Origin of the sequence: Rufibacter latericius, from assembly GCF_003721515.1 — a bacterium.
In the GTDB taxonomy this organism is placed as follows: Bacteria; Bacteroidota; Bacteroidia; order Cytophagales; family Hymenobacteraceae; genus Nibribacter; species Nibribacter latericius.
In genome coordinates this window covers 230,962-250,542 of record NZ_RJJD01000023.1, presented here as the reverse complement: position 1 = coordinate 250,542, position 19,581 = coordinate 230,962, and the positions used below count along the sequence as shown (strand labels likewise).

The following is a 19,581-nucleotide window of genomic DNA, read 5'->3' as shown; positions in this document are numbered from 1 at the left end:
TCCATGTCAAGCAACAGCTTTAGGTAAACAGATTTAGACCGTTTGCCTTTGTCCAGGAATCTATTTTAGCCAAACGATGAGCTTTAGTACGCAACCTATATTGGAGAATGAAAAAGTAATTCTCTACCCCCTGCAGGAGGAGGATTTTGAGGCTTTGTTTGCAGTGGCATCAGACCCGAAGATTTGGGAACAGCACCCCAATAAAGACCGTTGGAAGAAAGATGTTTTCCGGACGTTTTTTGAGGGAGCCCTCCAAAGCAGGGGCGCCTTTAAAATAGTAGACAAATCTACTGGTAAAGTTGCCGGCAGTACCCGCATTTATGATTATCAGGAGCAAGACAGCAGTGCCTTTATAGGGTATACTTTCTTCGGTACTGACTATTGGGGCAAAGGCTTCAACCCCGCGGTGAAAACCTTACTGCTGAACTACCTCTTCGGGTTTGTTTCAAGGGTATATTTCCACATCGGGGCTGGAAATATCCGGTCTCAAATAGCAATAGGCCGATTGGGTGCCAGTAAGGTTGGGGAACAGGAAGTGGCCTATTTTGGAGAACCCCCGAAGCTGAATTACACCTACTGCATTGAAAAGGAAGAATGGCTCGCCAACAGGATAGCAACTGCCTAACCGAGGCTTCTACACATTGCCGAAGGATTTTTAACCAATGATTTAATTGCCCGTTGGATACTTAGGTTTCAAACCTTATGCCCAACCAATCTAAGACCACCAGGCAGGCTTTTCACGAAATCCTTACCAGTTGGTCTAAAATTTAGAAATGGGGTACCTCTACCGGGTACCTCAACAAACACCAAACTATGGACGGTTCTTCTAACAGTGCCCTGCAAACCTATGACAAACACGTAGGGCTCAAATTTCAGTTATACAACAGCCTGTTCACCTCGCTTCCCTTTCACCGGGTGGAGAAAACGGGCGTGCTTTTGTCTATTTTCCTGCTGCACTGCGAAGAGGGATTCGCGAAGGAACAGAGCCCCACCGATATCATCAGCACGTTTTTCAGGCAGTACACGCCGTACCGCACAAAACAGGAGCAACTGGATCTTCTTTTCAGGTTTGTGCAGTACGCCGAGCGGCAGGTGGTGTTGTTTGATGCCCTAGAAGACGCCTCGTTCAGGGAGACGCACGACATGGCGGGGGCCGGCACATTAAAACACCTGCAGGCCGAGATAGAGCAAACCCAGACGCAGGAGCAACTGAAAGAGAAACTGAAGGACTTCTCGGTTAGGCTGGTGCTCACCGCCCACCCTACCCAGTTCTACCCCAGCGAGGTGCTGGGCATCATCAACGACCTGTCCAAAGCCCTGGTGAGCGACAACACGGTACAGGTGAACAGCTTTCTGCGGCAACTGGGCAAAACGCCGTTCTTCAAAAACGAGAAACCCTCGCCGTATGATGAGGCCGTAAGCCTGATCTGGTACCTGGAGAACATTTTTTACCAGTCCGCCGGTCAAATCATGTCATACCTCAAAAGTCAGTTCCCCGAGGCCGTATCAGAGCAGAACCCGGTGATCAGGCTGGGTTTCTGGCCGGGCGGCGACCGCGATGGCAATCCGTTTGTGACCGCAGGCATCACACTACAGGTGGCCGAGGCCCTGCGCGGGGGCATCCTCAAATCGTATTACCGCGATGTGCGCAAACTCAAGCGTCGGCTCACCTTCAAAGGGGTTTTGAGTAAATTGATCGCGCTGGAGGAGAAACTATACAACAACCTTTTCCTGCCCGGCTACAAAGCCGATATTACCAAAGAAGATATCCTGACTCCTTTGCTGCAGATAAAAGAAACGCTCATCCAGGAGCACAACTCCCTGTTCCTGAACCTGGCCGAAAACCTGATCAGCAAGGTAGAGGTGTTTGGGCTATACTTCGCTTCTTTGGATGTGCGGCAAGACAGTTCCGCCCACACCGAAGTCCTGGAGGCAATTGCCGCCACTGGGGTTTTGCCTCAAAACTACGCTGAACTCTCCCCCCAGGAAAAGATCTCGGCCTTACTGAACGCCAATACCACCGTGGATCCCGCTGCCCTGGAGAACGAACTGCACCGCGACACGCTGGAATCTATGCAGGCCATCAGAACCATCCAGGGAATAAACGGACCCGAGGGCTGCCACCGCTACATCATCAGCCACAGCACCAGCGCCCTGGACATCATGGAAGTGTATGGCCTATTCTTGCTCAGCGGCTGGAAACCCCAGGAACTCAGCGTGGACATCGTGCCGCTTTTCGAAACCATTGACGACTTAAAGAATGCCCGGGAGGTAATGCAGGCGCTCTACACCTCAGACGTTTACCGCCAGCACCTGCACCGCCAAGGCGATATCCAGAGCATCATGCTGGGCTTCTCAGACGGCACCAAAGACGGCGGTTACCTTATGTCTAACTGGAGCATCTACAAAGCCAAGGAAGAACTGAGCCTATTGGCAAAGCAGTACGATCTGCAGGTGGTCTTTTTTGATGGCCGGGGCGGTCCGCCGGCCCGGGGCGGTGGCAGAACGCACCAGTTTTACGCCTCCATGGGACCCAAAATCGCGAGTAAGGAAATCCAGCTCACCATCCAAGGGCAGACTATCAGCTCCAATTTCGGGACCATTGATTCGGCGCAGTACAACATGGAACAGCTCCTGCACGCGGGTATCCGGAATGCCCTGTTCACCGGAAACGAAACGTCGCTTTCTTCTGAGGAAGAACAGGTGATGCAACGCCTGTCTGAGGTAAGTTACCAAGCCTACAACACCCTCAAAACGCACCCCGATTTTCTGGAGTACCTCAATTACGCCAGTCCGTTGCGGTACTACGCCGAGGCCAACATAGGCAGTCGTCCGTCTAAGCGCAAACCCGGCAAGCTGAACCTGAACGACCTTCGGGCCGTGCCGTACGTGGGTTCCTGGAGCCAATTGAAGCAGAACCTGCCGGGTTACTACGGCGTGGGCAGCGCCCTGGAGAAACTGGAAGCCGAAGGTCAATGGGAAGCCATTGCGCAACTTTACCGCGGGTCTTTGTTCTTCAGGACCTTGCTGGGCAACTGCGAGATGGCCATGACCAAGTGCTTTTTCCCGCTCACGGCGTTCCTGGCCCAACACCCGCGCTACGGCGAACTCTGGAAGATGATCCACGAGGAATTTGAGCGCACCACCAAGTACGTGCTTCGGCTTACCGGCAATAATCACCTCATGGAAGACAAACCCGTGAACCTGCACTCCATTCAGATGCGCCAGCGCATAGAGTTGCCGCTGCTCACCATCCAGCAATTTGCCCTCACCCGAATCAGGGAAATGGAAGAGCAGGAAGCGGCCACGGCTGACAAAAGCACCTTCGAGAAACTGGTCATGCGCTGCTCCTTCGGGATCATCAACGCCGAAAGGAACTCCGCTTAGCGGATATCAAACTACAAAGAGAGGCTGCTTCTGAGAGGAAGGAGCCTCTCTTTAATTTGAAGGCATTTTCACCAAACAAGCAGGAAAACAACTCGCCGGATAGAGGGAAGCAAGGAGACTTTTAGGCAGCGAAAAGCACCTGCAGTTTTAAGCCGATTTTCTGAAACCTGCCTCTAAACGAAAGCCTCTCAACACTTGCTATCGCCAGGCTTCTACCATCTGGTAAATCAGGGAGGCGGCTAGCTTGGCAGTGCGGTGGTCACTGTCGAAGATGGGGTTCAACTCCACTACATCCATTGAAAGCACTTTCCCGCTGTTCAGGATTTCCCGCAGCAGGGGAAGAAAGTCTTGGGGGAAAAGGCCCAGAGAGGTTGGGGCGCTTACGCCGGGTGCAAACGCTGCCGCAAACACATCCAAATCAATGCTCACGTACAGCCGGTCTACTTTCTGGATAAAGCTTTTTATTTGAAATAGATGTGAGTTTTTTTCTTCTGATTGGAGCGCCTGGGCAGTGATGTATTCGGCCCCCAGCTGATCAGCGGTTTGGAAAAGCTTGCGGGTATTGCCGTACTCCTGAATGCCCAGGCAGAAGTAATGGAAGGGTTGGCCGGCTTTTTCCAGATCCTGCGCTATCTGCAAAAACGGCGTTCCCGAGCTGGGAAAAGGCTCTACGCTGCGAAGGTCAAAGTGCGCATCGAAATTGATGATGCCTAGTTTTTCTCCTTCTTTCAAAAAGGTTCTGATGCCCAGGAAATGTCCGTAAGCGGTTTCGTGGCCCCCTCCCAGCAACAAAGGCCGGTACCCCTTCTTAAGGAGCAGTTCAACTTTTCTTCCCAGTTGCACCTGGGCCTCCTCCAGTTGCTGGTTCGGGCAGATCACATCGCCGGCCTCAAAAAGCTGTGCTCCGTCGGGGAGATGCTCGGCGAAGGGTGACATGGCCTGCCGAATAGCGTCTGGTCCTGCGGCGGCTCCTACCCTGCCCTGGTTTCGCCGGACACCTTCGTCACAGCAAAACCCCAGGAACGCTACATTTCCGCCACCCGAGGGGATTTCGCTGGAAAGGTCCACCACCTGCACCACCTGGTGCCATCTCTGACCCAGGCCCCCATCGGGTAAATCAGTTCGTCCTCTCCAGGAGGTTTTATCCGATGGTTTGTACATAGCAGAATCTTAGTTTGTAGAGTATGGTACCGAAATATTATTTATTTTACACCAATATTATCTTCCATCAAATATAAAATAAACCTATCCACCTTACATGTCATTACTCTATTCCTTACTCCAAAAATCTAAAGAAGAAGACAAACCAGTTACCCTTAGAGTCAATGCATCTGATGGCCCTAAGCTTCACTTCGGCTATCTGCTTGACCACAATGAAGAAACCGTTAGCCTCAGGTCTATTTCCCAACAGGGACTACCCAATGGAATTCTGATTATCAGAACCACAGACCTGTTTGGGGTAGACTTTGATGACGTGTTCCTGCGCCGATTAGAGGTAAAGGAGATAAACCTGAGAAAGATTTACGCCGATACCTCCGTTCCTGCTATTTTCCATATCGGGAATTGCAGCATTGAGGAAATTTTACAACAGGCCCACAAAGAAAGCAACCTGATCTACGTCAATTTTTATCAGGATTTAGGTTTGTATGGCTTCATCAAAGAGGTGACTGAAACAGAGTTCCTGATGGAGGTTTACAATCCGTATGGCCAATACGACGGTTTGTCTGTTCAATTGATAGAGAATATCAAAAACATCAATTGGGATGACGAAGACACCCGAATTGTGCGCATTCTGGTAGCCAGGGAACAATCTGCCACCTAGGTTTTAAGGCCTTTTTCAGAAAAGAGAGCCGAAAACAGGTGATAACCCGGTTAAATTAACTTGCCGCGTTTCCAGACCATGTGAGGTTTCAGTTTCCCCTGGTGGTACAAAATCTCTTGATATGAATCTGCCGGAAAGGCAACCATGTCAGCCAGGAAGCCGGAAGCCAGCTGTCCTCTATCGTCCAGGCGCAGGGCCCGGGCGGCGCGATACGTGATGCCGGCAAAGGTCTCCGCCATAGTGAGTTTCTCAGCGGCTCCCAACAAGGCGGCCTGCATCAACAAATCACCCATGGGCGCGGAGCCGGGGTTCCAGTCACTGGCAATGGCTACGCAAAGACCGGCATCCAGCATCTGCCGGGCGGCGGCAAAAGGCATTCCCAAGCCCAGGGATGCACCGGGTAAAACGGTGGCCACTACATCCGCTTGTTGCAATAGGGAAAACTCAGTGGGACCGCTGGCTTCCAGGTGATCGGCGGAGGCGGCTTTTACCTGGGCCGCGATTTTGCTTCCGCCGGTACTGAACTGATCGGCGTGAACAGTCAGGTCGAAACCTAGGGCTTGGGCAGCCTGTAAATACGGCAGGGCTTCTTCCTCTGAGAAAGCGGTGTCTTCAATGAAAATATCAACGCGTTGGGCTACCTTATGCGCTTTTACCTTTGGCAGCAGTTCCTCTAAAACGTGCTGTAAATAGGCCGCGTTTTCTGTAAACTCCGGGGGACGCATGTGGGCGGCCAGGCAGGTAGCCACCAGGTCAAGCGCGTGCTGCTGGTTTGCCTGCTGGATGGCTTCAAGCATTTTGAGTTCGTCTTCTAGTGAGAGGCCGTACCCGCTTTTCACCTCGCAGGTAGTCACGCCTTCGGCCAGGTGCCGGTCACAGCGTTGCAGGAGACTTTGCACCAGTTCCTCCCGTGTGGCTGCCCTGGTTTTAGAGACTGTATCCAGAATACCTCCGCCTGCGCGGGCAATCTCAAGGTACGTTTTACCGGCTACTCGGAGGGCATAATCCCGAGCCCGTGATCCAGCGAAACACAGGTGCGTATGGGCATCAATGAACCCCGGCAACAGCACCATGGGCTGCCCTATCTTGTGGAAATGGTACTGATTTGCTTCTGCTTCTTGTGAAAGCGTTGCATAAGGCCCAACTTTCTCCACCTTCTCACCTTTGAGGAGCACGCCCCCCATTTCCAAGACCTGCAACTGTTCATCTGCGAGTGGGCCCTTCATTGGCAACCCCGCCATAGTCACAATTTGAGTAAAGGGTCCGATGAGGGTAAAGGGTTCTGGTTCTTGGGGCATTTGGATCAGGTTTCGGGAAGAAAGGAATGTGGGCAGCAAGATAATGAGGGATGTCTTGCAAAGCTGCTTTGCCTGCTTTTTTCGAAAAACAAGCTAAAAATGGATTGGGGCTAGAAAAAAGGCTAGGGCTTCTCTTGGGTTTAAACATGGTTTTAGGTGAGCTCATCCCGAGGGGAAGCAATGCTGTTGAATGCATTGAAAATTTAGGAACAATCCCCTGTGGTTGCCCTTACGCATTCCACCGCATAGAAGGTCGTTGGTGAGAACACCCAACAACGGCGAGCGTATTTCAAGAGGGACCCTGAGGTACAATCACCTTTTAAAGGGAGCAAAAACGGGTTAGGGCAACCACAAGGGATTGCCCCTACTTCTACTTAAACACATCAAAGCCGCTATTGGCAAAGGTAAATTCTGGCCGCTTTTTAAAAATCTAACCCAAACCGATGGGCATTCTCCTGGGCGGTGTCATAACCGGCATCTGCGTGGCGGAAGATTCCCAGGGCTGGGTCATTGTATAGGACTCGGCGGAGGCAACGGTCAGCGCGGTCGGTACCATCAGCCAGGACTACCATACCGGCGTGTTGGGAATAGCCCATGCCTACGCCCCCGCCGTGGTGGAACGAAATCCAGGTGGCACCGCCGCTGGCGTTGGCCATCAGGTTGAGCAGCGGCCAGTCAGACACGGCATCGGAACCATCTTTCATGCCCTCAGTCTCGCGGTAGGGAGAAGCCACAGATCCACAGTCCAGGTGGTCACGGCCAATCACAATAGGTCCTTTCACTTTGCCGTCGCGCACCAGTTGGTTGAACAGCAGGCCGGCTTTCTCGCGCTCGCCCATGCCTAGCCAGCAGATGCGGCTGGGAAGTCCCTGGAAAGCCACTTTCAGCTCGGCTTGCTTCAGCCACTGGATCATGTGCGCGTTCTGGGGGAAGAGTTTTTTCAGGGCCTCATCGGTAACCCGGATGTCTTCTGGGTCGCCGGAGAGGGCCACCCACCGGAACGGGCCTTTGCCTTCGCAGAAGAGCGGCCTGATAAACTCAGGCACAAATCCAGGAATCTGGAAGGCGTTGGGTTCGCCGCCTTGTTGGGCAAATTCGCGCAGGTTATTGCCGTAGTCAAAGGTGCAGCTGCCCCGGCGTTTGAGTTCCAGCATAAAGCCCACGTGCCGGGCCATGCTTTGGAGGGAGCGCTCGCGGTAGGTTTCTGGGTCTGCTTCCCGCAGAGATAAGGCCTGAGGTAAACACATGCCGTGGGGCACGTAGCCATTCAACGGATCATGGGCCGAGGTCTGGTCGGTGAGAATGTCTGGGGTGATGCCGTCTTGAATCAACTTCTCCAGCACGTCGCCAATGTCCCCTACCAAACCTATGGAAACAGCTTCGCCTTTGTCTTTGGCGGCCAGGGCCAGGCGCACGGCTTCGCGGTAATCAAAGGTCATTTTATCTATGTAGCGGGTCTCCAGGCGTTTTTTGATGCGCTCAGGGTCAATGTCTACGCCCAGGAACGTAGCACCGGCCATGGTAGCCGCCAAAGGCTGTGCTCCGCCCATTCCCCCAAGGCCTCCGCTCACCACCAGTTTGTGGCGCAGATCACCCCCAAAATGGCTTCGGCCGCAGGCAGCGAAGGTCTCGTAAGTGCCTTGGAGAATGCCCTGGGTCCCGATGTAGATCCAGGAGCCGGCCGTCATTTGGCCGTACATCATCAGGCCCCGTTCCCGCAGTTGGTTGAAATGCTCCCAGGTAGCCCATTTTGGCACCAGGTTGCTGTTGGCGATGAGGACCCGCGGAGCCTCCGCATGGCTTCTGATCTTGCCCACCGGTTTCCCGCTCTGAATCAACAAACTCTCGTCTTCCTCCAGGGTCAGGAGCAGTTCCACAATCTTCCGGGCATCCTGCGGGGTGCGCGCCGCCTGCCCAATTCCGCCGTACACTACCAACCTTTCCGGGTCCTCGGCTACCTCAGTGCTGAGGTTGTTCAGGAACATCCGGAGGGCGGCTTCGGCTTGCCAGTTTTTGGCGTGCAGTTTAGGTCCGCGGGGCGGAAAATAGACCGGATGGTTCGCATAGGTCTGGAGGAACTCTTCGGTGGTCAACTGGGGGGAAGGGACGGTTTGTGTCCTGGAGAGCGTTTCCATGGCAGTAAATGAGTTTAGTGCTATTGGTGAAGATTGGGAACCTAAAAGTTCATTAATATACTAAAAATTCTTAATATGATTACAGAAGCCAGTCGTTGATTAAGGTGAAAGTTGTTTTTAAGCGGTTTTCCAAAAATAAGGTATTAAACACAATAAGGCATACGGTAAAATATCCTCTGGTACGGGTTAGGCTTACCCCAAACGTGCTGGTCACGTAAAATCAGTTAGAAAGACTACCTTTGCAGAGGAAATATGGAAGAACAGAAAAACAACCCGTTGCACGGAAAAACACTGGAGATGATTCTGGTGCTGCTGGTAGACCACTACGGGTGGGAAGAATTGGGAGAACGCATCAGAATCAACAGCTTCACGCACAACCCAAGCATCAAGTCAAGCCTTACCTTTTTGCGTAAAACCCCCTGGGCGCGCCAGAAAGTGGAAGACCTGTACCTGCGCACCTTCGCCTAAATATTTCAGGCGCCTTCCTGCCGTTATTACCGGCACACATTTCCCGCAGCACACGTATAGAATTCAGAATCAGCAGCATCATGTCAACAGATAACACCACTCGGCTAAACAAATACATCAGTGACTCGGGCTTCTGCTCGCGCCGCGAGGCCGACAATTACATAGAGGAAGGCCGCGTGACCATCAACGGACGCGACGCTAAAAAAGGCGCCACGGTGAAGCCCGGCGACAAAGTGGCCGTGGACGGCGAGACCATCAAAGCCAAGAAGCCCACTGACCGCGCCATTTACATCGCCTTCAACAAGCCCACCGGCATCACCACCACCACAGACACCAAGGACAAGAAGAACATCATTGACTTCATTGGCTACCCTAAGCGTATTTTCCCCATCGGGCGCCTGGACAATGCCTCAGAAGGCCTCATCTTTTTGACCAACGACGGCGACATCGTGAACAAGATCCTGCGCGCCGACAACAACCACGAGAAAGAATACGTGGTGATGGTGGACAAACCCGTAACCGAGGATTTCATCCAGAAGATGAGCAACGGCGTGCGTCTGTTTGAGGGCGTGACCAAGAAATGCTTTGTGCAGCAGCAGGGCCATAAGGTCTTCAGGATTGTGCTTACGCAGGGGCTGAACCGCCAGGTACGCCGCATGTGCGAGGCGCTGGGCTACAAAGTGGAGAAACTGAAGCGCGTGCGCATTATGACCGTGAAGTTGGACGATTTGCCTACCGGCCACTGGCGCTACCTGACCCTGGAGGAAATCAAATCCATCAACCAACTGGTGGCGGAGTCTTCTAAAACCGAGGATGCCTCTTCCTGGGGCAAAGAAGCCGCCCGTGCCGCCAGAAAGGCCGATGCGGAGGAACTGCCGGAGGAGGAAGAAGACGATATCATAGAAGAGTTCGGGGTGAAAGTACACCGTGTGGCCAAGCCCAAACGGACTACGGGTGAATATGAGAACCCGAAATCCAAAGCGGCCCGTCGTCCTGCCCCAGATGCTGGCGCCACCCGCCGGGTTCCTAAAGGGAGTTTGGAAAGAAGTTCCAGGGCATCAGAAGACAACAGCGCCCCCGGCGGACCTTCCCGCAAACCGAAGCCAGCTGGCAGGAAGAACCTGAAGACCAAGTCTGAGCACACCTCCAATAAAACCGACCGATCTCCCAGAGCTTCCGGCGGAAAACCCACCAGATCTGCCCGCCCAGCCGCTGACCAGAAACCGAAAAGGACAGCCGGTACCCGCGGAAGAGGCAGAAGGTAAATCACCGAAATCTACCTTTCGGATCTACCCAGACCGTTTGCTAGTGCGCCACGTTTAGGGCCTGTTTTACAGAAACCAAGCCCTAAACGTGGCGCACTTATTTATGTCTTCTCTTCTTTGGTGGCTTCAGGCGAAAACCCGTTCTTCGTGGAAAGACCCCAGCCCTGCCCATGACACCTTCTCCCTACGAACAACAAGCCCTTCAGGAATTGCGCGAGTGGCAGGAGCAGATGATGCGGAATCCTTCTTTGCTGAACCACCTCACCCGGAACATGCAGCAGAAGATCAACAGTTATATCCCGGAGAAAGTACACCAGGCCATTACCGCGTCTATCAAGCAGATGATCAGGGCGGTGCTGTTCGGGGCCAAGCACACTACGGGCAAGCCCGCCCTTAATGCCACGCTGGAAATAAAGGAAACGACTGTGCGTAACCGCATTGCTTTCTATAGAACCACCGCTGCCGCCGAGGGAGGTATTACCGGGGCGGGCGGCTTCCTGTTGGGTCTGGCAGATTTCCCGCTGCTGCTGGGCATCAAACTGAAGATGCTGTTTGAGATTGCCGCCATTTACGGCCACTCCGTGGATGATTACCGCGAGCGCGTGTACCTGTTGCACATCTTTCAGTTGGCCTTCAGCAGCCAACACCAGCGGCGCGAAGTGTACCAGCGCATGGTAGACTGGGAAACCCAGAAACTGCACCTGCCCCAAGACATCCACCAGTTTGACTGGCGCACCTTTCAGCAAGAATACCGCGACTACATTGACCTGGCTAAAATGGCCCAGCTTATCCCCATCATCGGGGCTCCCGTAGGCGCAGTGGCTAACTACCACCTGCTCAAAAAACTGGGTACCACCGCCATGAACGCCTATCGCATGCGCTGGAAGGAACTGTCGGCGCTGGACCGGTTACCGCCTGCCTCTGACCTTGCCGTATAACCTTTCGGGACCGCACCCTTTCTTGGTTTGCAGGTTCTCTTTTAGACCGTTTTCTTGAAAACAGCCTAAAAACCAATGCCCTTTCTTTAATCCTGAATCCTAGGATAAATCCTAGAAATTTACCACCGTAACCAATATTTTCTAAACACGTTGCTATGTATAGAACGTGCTGAAGTACCAATAAGTACTGCCAGTAATACTACTTGAGCCTTAACCCTACCGCTATGAAAAAACTTCTTCCTTGTAGTCTGGCAACCGCTGCCCTTCTACTTTTTAATTCCTGCGCCACCAACCCGGTTACCGGTAAACGAGATATCAATTTTGTTTCTGAGGAACAGGAGGTAGCCATGGGCATGCAGGCAGACCCGGGCATTGTTGCTCAGTTCGGGTTAGTAGAGAACCCCACCTTGCAACGGTTCATCCAGGAGAAAGGGCAGCAGATGGCGGCTGTCTCGCACCGGCCTAACCTTAAATATGAATTCAAGATCGTGGACTCTCCCGTGCTTAACGCCTTCGCGGTGCCGGGCGGATACGTTTATTTCACCCGGGGCATCATGGCGCACTTCAACTCTGAGGCGCAGTTTGCCGGGGTGCTGGGCCACGAGATTGGGCATATCACGGCCCGCCACTCGGCGCAGCAGCAAAGCAAATCCACCCTGACCCAGGTTCTCCTGATGGGCGGTATGATTGCCTCCCCCACCCTGGCGCAATACGGAAACGAACTCATGCAAGGAGCCGGTCTTCTGTTCCTGAAATTCGGCCGTGATGATGAGCGGCAGTCTGATGAACTGGGCGTGGAGTATTCCACCAAGATTGGCTACGACGCCAAACACATGGCCGATTTCTTCCAGACGCTGCAACGTCAGGGCGAGCAGGCCGGGCAAGGGGAAATTCCGGAGTGGCAGTCAACGCACCCTAACCCTGCCAACCGCTACAGCACCGTGCACCAACTGGCTGAACAGTTTCAAAAGCAAACGAACGCCACCAACCTGAAGGAAGGGCGCGACTCTTACCTCCGGATGATTGACGGACTCATTTACGGCGAGGACCCAAAACAAGGCTTCCTGGAGAACAACACTTTTTACCACCCAGAGCTGAAATTCCAGTTTCCGGTTCCGGCCGGATGGCAGTTCCAGAACTCCCCGCAACAGGTACAGATGGCCCCCAAAGACGGCAAGGCGATGATGTTCTTGAGACTGGCGCAAGGCACCTCACTGGAAGCCGCCGCCCAAAAGATGCTCACCGACAACCAACTGCAGGCCGTGGAATCAAAGCAGGTGACCGTGAATGGCTTGCCCGCGCTGGCTGTCATTTCCCAGCAAGCGCCCCAGCAACAGCAACAACAGCAGCAAGCCCAACAGCAACAGGCGGCTCCTATTCAGGCCTTGAGTTACTTTATCCAGTACGGCGGCAACATCTATAACATCACCGGGGTAACCACTGCAGCCGATTTCAATACCTATTTCCAGACGTTCAGCGGCATCGCGCAGAATTTCAGGCAGCTCACCGACCAGGAAAAAATCAACCGCAAACCCGAGGTAGTTAGAATCAAGACTGTGAAAACGGCTGCTCCCTTGTCTCAGGTGCTACAGGCCTACAACGTACCGTCCAAGCGCTTTGAAGAAATGGCTATCCTCAACGGAATGCTGCTCACTGACCGGGTTGCCGCCAACACGCTCATTAAAGTGGTAGAGAAATAGTATTCTTTGAGCCTGATTTCAAAAAAGCAGCCCTAAACTAAGGCGGCTTTTTTTGTTGGAAAAGAAGGTTCTAGGATTGATTAGCTTCAAAACCCATTTGTGTGTTGTACTTCCTACTCCATCGTTTATAGCAAATTTTCATAAAATAGGCTGAAAACGTTCAAGCATTGCTTTTTATCTAACTGAGGTTTCCTTCCACCTAAACAGAAACAATCCCGCCACAAAAACAACCAGGACACTCATCAGCAGCTTCATAAATCCGGCGTATGCCGCTTCCATATCTGGCGCGCTGGTGAAGCTGTGTCTGGGCTCCTTCTCATAATCTGCGTGGGTAAAGGCTACTTGGTTGAACAGAAACGGGTAATAGAACTCCCGAAGGGCATCATGGTACCGGGTGGCGCTTTGCAGGAACTGTAGGTAAGAAGGCAAGTCAGAACCAGCCATGGCGTTGAAGATGCCTTGCACATTCACCGGCACCGACAGCACGTTGAGTCTCTGCACCAGGTCATGCCGGGCCTGCAGGCTGCTTTGGTATTCCTGGGCCAGGTCTGCCACCGCTACATCGCCTAATTGGTGAAACGCATAGTACCACCGCCAAGCAAACCTACCCTGAATCTGAGCAGTATCACGGTACTGCGGGTAGTGCACAAAGAACGCCTCCATGGTTTCGTGCTTGGGTTTGTCCCAGCCGCCGTGCACCACTTCGCGCTGTTTGATGGTCAAGGCGAGAGCCTGCGGCACTGGCTGTTTAATGGATACATACACATTCAGCAGGGCCGGGATGATGATGGTGAGCAGGAGCCAAACGCCCAATAAACTAACCGCATTGAACGCGGAGTTCTTTTGCAAGGCGGCTACCAGAAAAGCTAGGCCAAACCAGAACAGGCAATACAGTACCACCACTCCCAGCCAAAGCGCCACCCTGCTATCTGGCATCACCTGGCCCCAAACCATGGCAATGACAGAAAGCACCAATGCCATTCCCAACACCAGCATGATTCTGAACGTGAGCTTCGCGCCTACAATGAGCGGCAACCCGATGGGCTGCGACAGCAACAGCGGCAGCGTGCCTTGTTCTTTTTCAATAGACAGAATATTGAAACACAACCCGATGATGAGCAACGGAAACAAATACACCAGCACAAAAGCCAGGTCGAAGTTTCCGGAAAGCACTTTCAACGGGTTGATGTTCTCAGAGTCATACAACTGCGACTGCAGGTTCAAAAGGCGCAATTTGATGTAGTACGGGTTCACATCGCGCTGGCCCAAAGAAAGGCTGGCCCAGGCATCTGGGTGATGGACGGCGAAGTTAGAATGGTAGTACCCAATGTCACCGGCATCGGCTTCGCCGGGGTACTTGGTTTTCATCTCTTCCACATTGTGCTGGGTGAGCACCTCCAAAGCGGCAATGTTCTCCTGTTGCCGTGTTACCTCCGTGGTCCCATAGTATATGCCGTAAAGCCCAGCCACTAACGCCAACCCCGACAGGATTAGAAGGCCTTTATCGGCCCGGAAGTTGAGCCACTCATATTTTATCAGAATCCAGAATTGTTTCATGTCTTAAGCAATTTGGGTTTTGTCAATCAGCTTTATGCCCAGCGTGCACACCAGACCCAACCACAGGAGCAGCGCCAGCAACGAGAGCGCATGGCTTTGCAGGGCCCACAGCGCAGAGGGGACGGCGTACTGAAAAGGTGCCAGTTCTTTCCAGGTGTCACTGCTGAGGCGAGTGGTTTTGTCGCCGTACTTCAGGCGGGTGGTCTGAATATGGTTCAGGCTCTGGGCCAGGTGGTAGCGATAAGTCTCGGCCTTGTGCTGAAAATGGAGGTAGTGCGAGAAATCTGAACCGGCCATGCCCATGGAGAGATGCCGCACGGCCAGGTACGGATTCAGGAAACCGGCCCATTCTGAGATGCGGTTCTGCTTTTTGAAAACATTGGTAAGCTCGTCATAGTGCTGCTGGTACACGCGGGTGCTCTGCTCTTCACTCACCGCCATGATGATACCGTCCACGTTCACCGGCAGCTGGTTTAAGGAATCCTTGCCGTATTTCCTGAGCAGTTCTTTTTTGAGGGCTTCTGCGCGTTCATCCTGGGAGTTGTGGCCGTCAATCCCTTTGGCTACATCTTCGTGCACATCGGCATCCATCTGGGCCTTGGTGGGCGTGGTGTAAAGCGTGTTACCCAGGTTGGCCGAGGCTTTGGGAATAATCACGCAGCACAGAATCCAGACACCCAACAAGGTGACCAAAGCAGTACTGGAACGCTGGTGCAAGCCCGACACAATCACAGACAGCACCACAAAAATGAAGAAGTACACCAGGTAAAAGACGATGAACAACAGCAACCTGACTATCATATCTGGGTGCACCTCAAAGCCACCCCGCCCAAACAAAAGCAGACTGGCCACCACCAAAGCCGGCCCTACCACCAAGGCCACGGTTTTGCTGTAGCCCGCAATCTTAGCCCAGGCAATCTGCCGCAGAGACACACCCTGGCTGAGCACAATCTTGAGGGTACCGGTTTCCTTTTCCTGCGTAAAAGCGCCAAAACAAAGGAAAATAATGAGCAGCGGAATGAGCATCTGGAGCACAAAAGCCACCGTCATCTCTCCGAACCGGATAAGCGAAGAAGACTGCTGCGCCTGACTGAAGTTGGCGCTGTTCTGCTTATGCGCTTCCATGAACACCGAGGCCCCGGTATAGGAATCCAACCCGAAATCAAGGAAACTGATGCTGGACTTCGGCCGGAAGGCGTAGGAACCGTAATGCGCCATGCGGTGCGGATGCCGGTCGGCAGAGTTCTGGAACTGCTTGTTAACTGTTCTCTGCGCCACGTCCCGTTCCTGCTGCTGGGTATGGTAGCTGTACAGCCCTACCACGGTGGCGGCCAGCAACAACAGCAGTACCAGCACGCTTAGCACCACAAAACGCCTGTCGCGCAGGGTGCTGATGAATTCTTTTTGAGCGATGCTTCTGACCATCTTACACGTGCATATAGTTGAGGTACAGTTTCTCCAGTTCGTTGGCGTTTAGTTCTGCGGTTCCTAGCACATCCACCAGTTCGCCGGCCCGCATGATACCCACCCGGGTGCCTACTTCCTTCGCCCGGAAGATATCGTGCGTGGCCATGAAGATGGCCGTGCCGTTGGCGCTAAGCTTGAGCAGCAGTTCCGAGAATTCATTGCTGGCTTTAGGGTCCAGTCCCGAGGTGGGTTCATCCAGCAGCAGTACTTTTGCGTGCTTGGCCACGGCTATGGCAATGCCCACCTTCTGGCGCATGCCTTTGGAATAAGCACCTACTTTGCGCGTAGATGCTTCAGCAGGTAGCCCCGCCTCTATCAGGTACTGCATTAGGCTCTCAGGGCTATACTCAAAGCCCGCCAGACTGCTGAACAAGGCTAGGTTCTCCAATCCGGTCAGGTTAGGGTAAAGCATCACGTTCTCCGGAATGTAGGCCAGGTACTCTTTCACTTTAATAGGATTAGCCGCCACCTCAAGCCCGTTGATGTAAGCGGCGCCAGCGGTAGGTTTAATAAACCCCAGGAACAGGTTGATGGTAGTAGACTTCCCTGCTCCGTTCTGACCCAGTAGGCAGAAAATTTCACCAGGTTCAATCTGCAGTTCAAGGCCTTTCAGGGCCAGCTTGTCCTGGTACTCTTTCCTGAGTTGTTTTGCTTCTAAGGCAAATTCCATATACATTAATTGTTAATTGTTGATTGTTGATTGTTGATTGCTTTTTGTTTTTGGGGCTGTTTTGAGGGAAATGGGGTGAAAACGAGAAGTAACTTCCGCGCCATGGAGGACTGCTTCTTTTTATCAGATTCTCCCCTTGAGGGGAGCGTAGAGGGGTGTTTACTTCTGCTGGTCCACGCATTCCTAATCCAAGCCATTTTAAATGAAGCATTGTCCTTTTATGAAAATCAGCAATGTTTGACCTTCTTTGTAAACACCCCTCTTTATCTCCCCTCAAGGGGAGAATCCGTGTTTTGGGCCTACTTTGGAGAAAACAAGCTGAAAAGGCTAATTAAAACCTGATTCCGCTCCTATACTCCCCCACTTCATCTTAGATGGTATACCCCACCGTGGCGATGAAATTCCGGGGGGCACCGGGGCTGGCGCGGAAGTAATCGTAGCCGCCCACGAAGTAGCGTTTGTTCAGCACGTTGTTCAGGTTCAGGCTTAGCTTGAACTTGTTCACGTGGTAGAATAGAGCCGCATTGGCCACGGTGTATTCAGGCCAGTAATCCCAGATGAGCTCACCGGTATTCACGGCGTTCACCTGTATTTCCATGCGCCGACGGCTTACGTAATTGCCGCCGAGGGCCAGGCCTAATCCGTTCAGGCCGGGAGTGGTGAAGGTGTATTTGGCCCAAAGGCCTGCCGAGTGCTTGGGCGCGTTGGCGGCCATCATGCCGTTTTCAGCGGCCACATCAGCGTCAATGATTTCGGTGCGGTTGAAGGCGTAACTGGCGTTCAGGTTGAAGTTGGGCAGCACGTTACCGTTTACTTCCAATTCTACACCGCGGGAGCGGGCTTTCCCGTTCTGGCGGTAAATAGGATTGCCTTCCTCGGTTACCTGACCCGTGTTAACCAAAGTGTTACGCTTCTCTATCTGGTACAAAGAAACCGTGGCAAACAAGGCCTTCTGGAAGAACTCACCTTTCAGACCGGTTTCCATCTGGTAGCTCTGCTCATTGCTGAACGGCTCAGTGCGGCCGTAGCGCTCCGGGAACTTGATGTACTGCGGGTTGATAGGTCTAAAACCCTGGCTGTAGCTGGCGAAGTAATTTACATTCTCCAGCAAAGAATAGGTGAGGCCCGCGCGAGGCAAAAACACGTTCTGCTGTACACGCTCCTCGCCGTTGCCGTAGTCCCGCTCATCGCGGAACAGCTCATAGCGCAAGCCCAGCAACAGTCCCAGTTTATCAGTCACGTCTACCTGGTCCTGCACATACAAACCGGTGGTGTAGTACTCAGAATTGATGTAGTCAATGAAGAACTGCGGGATTGGCCGACGGATGTAATCAGTAGCGTCTTTGATTTCGTACACCGGGTTCCTCAAATCAAAGGTCAGGGGCACGGTTTTCCCGGCGACCGATTGCTGCCGGGCCTCAAACATGGTGCTGTTCTTATCAGTGGTGAATTTTACGTAATCGGCACCCACCACCACTTTGTGCTGAATGGGGCCGGTACTGCCGGAGTAGGAAAAGTAGGCGGAGAGGTTATCGGTGTATTCCTTGGCCCTCCGTTCAAAGTAGCGAAGGTTCATGACCGTGTTGAGCGGCGCATCGGCGAAGGTGTTGAGCGTGCGGTGCTCCCTGATGTCTTCGGCATACGCAAACTTCATGTAGGCCACATTGAACGATAACCGCTCTTTGATTTTCTGGTTCAGAGAGGCATTCAGGGAAAGGTCGGTTACCCGGAAATGGTCGTTGGGTTGGCTTAGCGTGAAGGAAAACGGAAGCGCATACAAGTCTCCTGCCTCAATAGGCAGCCCCCGGTCAAGGTACCCGTTGAAGTTGCTGAACACTAGCTCGGCGTTAAGGGTGGTATTTTCCGTAGGCCGAAACGTGATGGTAGGCGCTACAATGAAAGAGGCCCGGTCGTTCACATCCCGAAAGGTCTTGGTGTTCTCGTAGCCCACGTTCAGGCGGTACAACAGGGTTTTGTCTTCGTTCAGCGGACCGGTAAAATCCAGCGTAGTGCGCATGGTCTGGAAGCTGCCCACCGAGAAACTCACGGCTTTGCGGTCTTCCTCCAGTGGCTTTTTGGTCACCATGTTGATGGTTCCGCCCGGGTTGATATCCCCGAAGAGCGCCGCGCCCGGACCTTTCAAGACTTCTACCCGCTCCAGGTTCACCGTAAGTGGCACCCGGAAAAACCCGTTCCCATAGCTGTAACCAGACCGTAGCCCGTTCACCAACCGGAAACCGCTTTCGTAGCCGTTCCGGAAACCACGCACCGTGAGGTCATCATAGCTGGAGTATTGGTTCACACCCGCCACGTTCTTGAACACATCGTTGAGTGTAAAAGCCTGCTGGTCTTCTATCAACTCTTTGGTGACCGTGGAAATGGTCTGCGGCACGTCAATGACCAGGCTGGCGGTTTTAGTACCGATGAAACTATACTCGCTTTTGTAAGTCGTTTCCTTGCGGCCCAGCACCTCCACCTCCTGCAGTGCTTGGGTGCTGGGTTGCAGGGTGAAGTGCAGGGTTAGCTCCGGCACTTGGGCTGTCAGCATGATTGAACGGGTTACCTGTCCGTAGCCTATTCCCAAGGCCAATGCCGTATAACTCCCGAACGGAATGTGGTGCAAATGGTAGATACCGTCTGGCCCGGTCACCGAGGAGGCATTGATTTCTTTCAGCACCACGGTGAATCCTTCCAGCGGTTCGCCCCGGCTGTTTTTCACGGTTCCAGTAATATGCCCCTCCGTCTGGGCGTAGGCCACCATCTGATGCAACATCAGATATAATAGAACTAAAAGTCTTTTCATAAGAATAGGGTTGAGCTCAGGCACAAGCAGCTCTTCACTTGCTTGTCCTATAGCTTTTGAGGTCTTAGTTT

Annotated in this window: 14 protein-coding genes; 7 read left to right on the top strand and 7 right to left on the bottom strand. The window is 53.0% G+C overall.

Annotated elements, in window-relative coordinates; genetic code table 11:
* Nucleotides 1-76 precede the first annotated feature (76 nt).
* Both EFB08_RS22685 and EFB08_RS22680 read left to right on the top strand, forming a co-directional pair.
* Nucleotides 77-625, top strand: coding sequence for a GNAT family N-acetyltransferase (locus tag EFB08_RS22685; RefSeq protein WP_123129273.1), 549 nt, complete (start codon nucleotides 77-79; stop codon nucleotides 623-625).
* Between the two features lie 188 nt (nucleotides 626-813).
* Nucleotides 814-3,387, top strand: a complete 2,574-nt coding sequence (locus EFB08_RS22680) for a phosphoenolpyruvate carboxylase (protein ID WP_123129272.1) — start codon at nucleotides 814-816, stop codon at nucleotides 3,385-3,387.
* A 198-nt stretch (nucleotides 3,388-3,585) separates the two neighbouring features.
* On the opposite strand, the gene hutG is transcribed toward EFB08_RS22680, so the two are convergent.
* Nucleotides 3,586-4,548, bottom strand: a complete 963-nt coding sequence (gene hutG / locus EFB08_RS22675) for a formimidoylglutamase (RefSeq protein WP_123129271.1) — start codon at nucleotides 4,546-4,548, stop codon at nucleotides 3,586-3,588.
* A 97-nt stretch (nucleotides 4,549-4,645) separates the two neighbouring features.
* Here hutG and EFB08_RS22670 point away from each other — a divergent pair, with 97 nt between their 5' ends.
* Complete coding sequence (locus tag EFB08_RS22670) at nucleotides 4,646-5,209, top strand: hypothetical protein (protein ID WP_123129270.1); 564 nt, start codon at nucleotides 4,646-4,648, stop codon at nucleotides 5,207-5,209.
* Nucleotides 5,210-5,259: 50 nt separating this feature from the next.
* Here EFB08_RS22670 and hutI read toward each other — a convergent pair whose 3' ends face one another.
* Both hutI and hutU read right to left on the bottom strand, forming a co-directional pair.
* Nucleotides 5,260-6,507, bottom strand: a complete 1,248-nt coding sequence (gene hutI, locus EFB08_RS22665) for an imidazolonepropionase (RefSeq protein WP_123129269.1) — start codon at nucleotides 6,505-6,507, stop codon at nucleotides 5,260-5,262.
* Nucleotides 6,508-6,929: 422 nt separating this feature from the next.
* Entirely contained in the window at nucleotides 6,930-8,642 is a 1,713-nt protein-coding gene (gene hutU / locus EFB08_RS22660; protein ID WP_123129268.1) for a urocanate hydratase, read from the bottom strand.
* Nucleotides 8,643-8,894: 252 nt separating this feature from the next.
* Here hutU and EFB08_RS22655 point away from each other — a divergent pair, with 252 nt between their 5' ends.
* The 4 genes from EFB08_RS22655 (at nucleotide 8,895) to EFB08_RS22640 (ending at nucleotide 13,013) form a co-directional block, all read left to right on the top strand.
* On the top strand, nucleotides 8,895-9,110 hold the full coding sequence (locus EFB08_RS22655) for a VF530 family protein (RefSeq protein WP_123129267.1): 216 nt from the start codon (nucleotides 8,895-8,897) through the stop codon (nucleotides 9,108-9,110).
* A gap of 80 nt (nucleotides 9,111-9,190) precedes the next feature.
* Nucleotides 9,191-10,375 carry a 23S rRNA pseudouridine(2604) synthase RluF gene (gene rluF / locus EFB08_RS22650; protein ID WP_123129266.1) on the top strand — a complete coding sequence of 395 codons (1,185 nt, stop codon included), beginning with the start codon at nucleotides 9,191-9,193 and terminating at the stop codon, nucleotides 10,373-10,375.
* 170 nt (nucleotides 10,376-10,545) lie between these two features.
* Nucleotides 10,546-11,313: an EcsC family protein gene (locus EFB08_RS22645; protein ID WP_123129265.1), complete on the top strand. Its 768-nt coding sequence runs from the start codon at nucleotides 10,546-10,548 to the stop codon at nucleotides 11,311-11,313.
* Nucleotides 11,314-11,537: 224 nt separating this feature from the next.
* Nucleotides 11,538-13,013 carry a M48 family metalloprotease gene (locus EFB08_RS22640; RefSeq protein ID WP_123129264.1) on the top strand — a complete coding sequence of 492 codons (1,476 nt, stop codon included), beginning with the start codon at nucleotides 11,538-11,540 and terminating at the stop codon, nucleotides 13,011-13,013.
* A 174-nt stretch (nucleotides 13,014-13,187) separates the two neighbouring features.
* Here EFB08_RS22640 and EFB08_RS22635 read toward each other — a convergent pair whose 3' ends face one another.
* From EFB08_RS22635 to EFB08_RS22615, 4 genes are all read right to left on the bottom strand, one after another.
* Complete coding sequence (locus EFB08_RS22635; RefSeq protein WP_123129263.1) at nucleotides 13,188-14,570, bottom strand: ABC transporter permease; 1,383 nt, start codon at nucleotides 14,568-14,570, stop codon at nucleotides 13,188-13,190.
* A gap of 3 nt (nucleotides 14,571-14,573) precedes the next feature.
* Nucleotides 14,574-15,995, bottom strand: a complete 1,422-nt coding sequence (locus EFB08_RS22630; RefSeq protein WP_123129262.1) for an ABC transporter permease — start codon at nucleotides 15,993-15,995, stop codon at nucleotides 14,574-14,576.
* A 1-nt stretch (nucleotide 15,996) separates the two neighbouring features.
* On the bottom strand, nucleotides 15,997-16,707 hold the full coding sequence (locus tag EFB08_RS22625; RefSeq protein ID WP_123129261.1) for an ABC transporter ATP-binding protein: 711 nt from the start codon (nucleotides 16,705-16,707) through the stop codon (nucleotides 15,997-15,999).
* Nucleotides 16,708-17,077: 370 nt separating this feature from the next.
* A complete protein-coding gene (locus EFB08_RS22615; RefSeq protein WP_125077838.1) occupies nucleotides 17,078-19,510 on the bottom strand; it encodes a TonB-dependent siderophore receptor in 2,433 nt (810 codons plus the stop codon).
* Nucleotides 19,511-19,581: the final 71 nt, after the last annotated feature.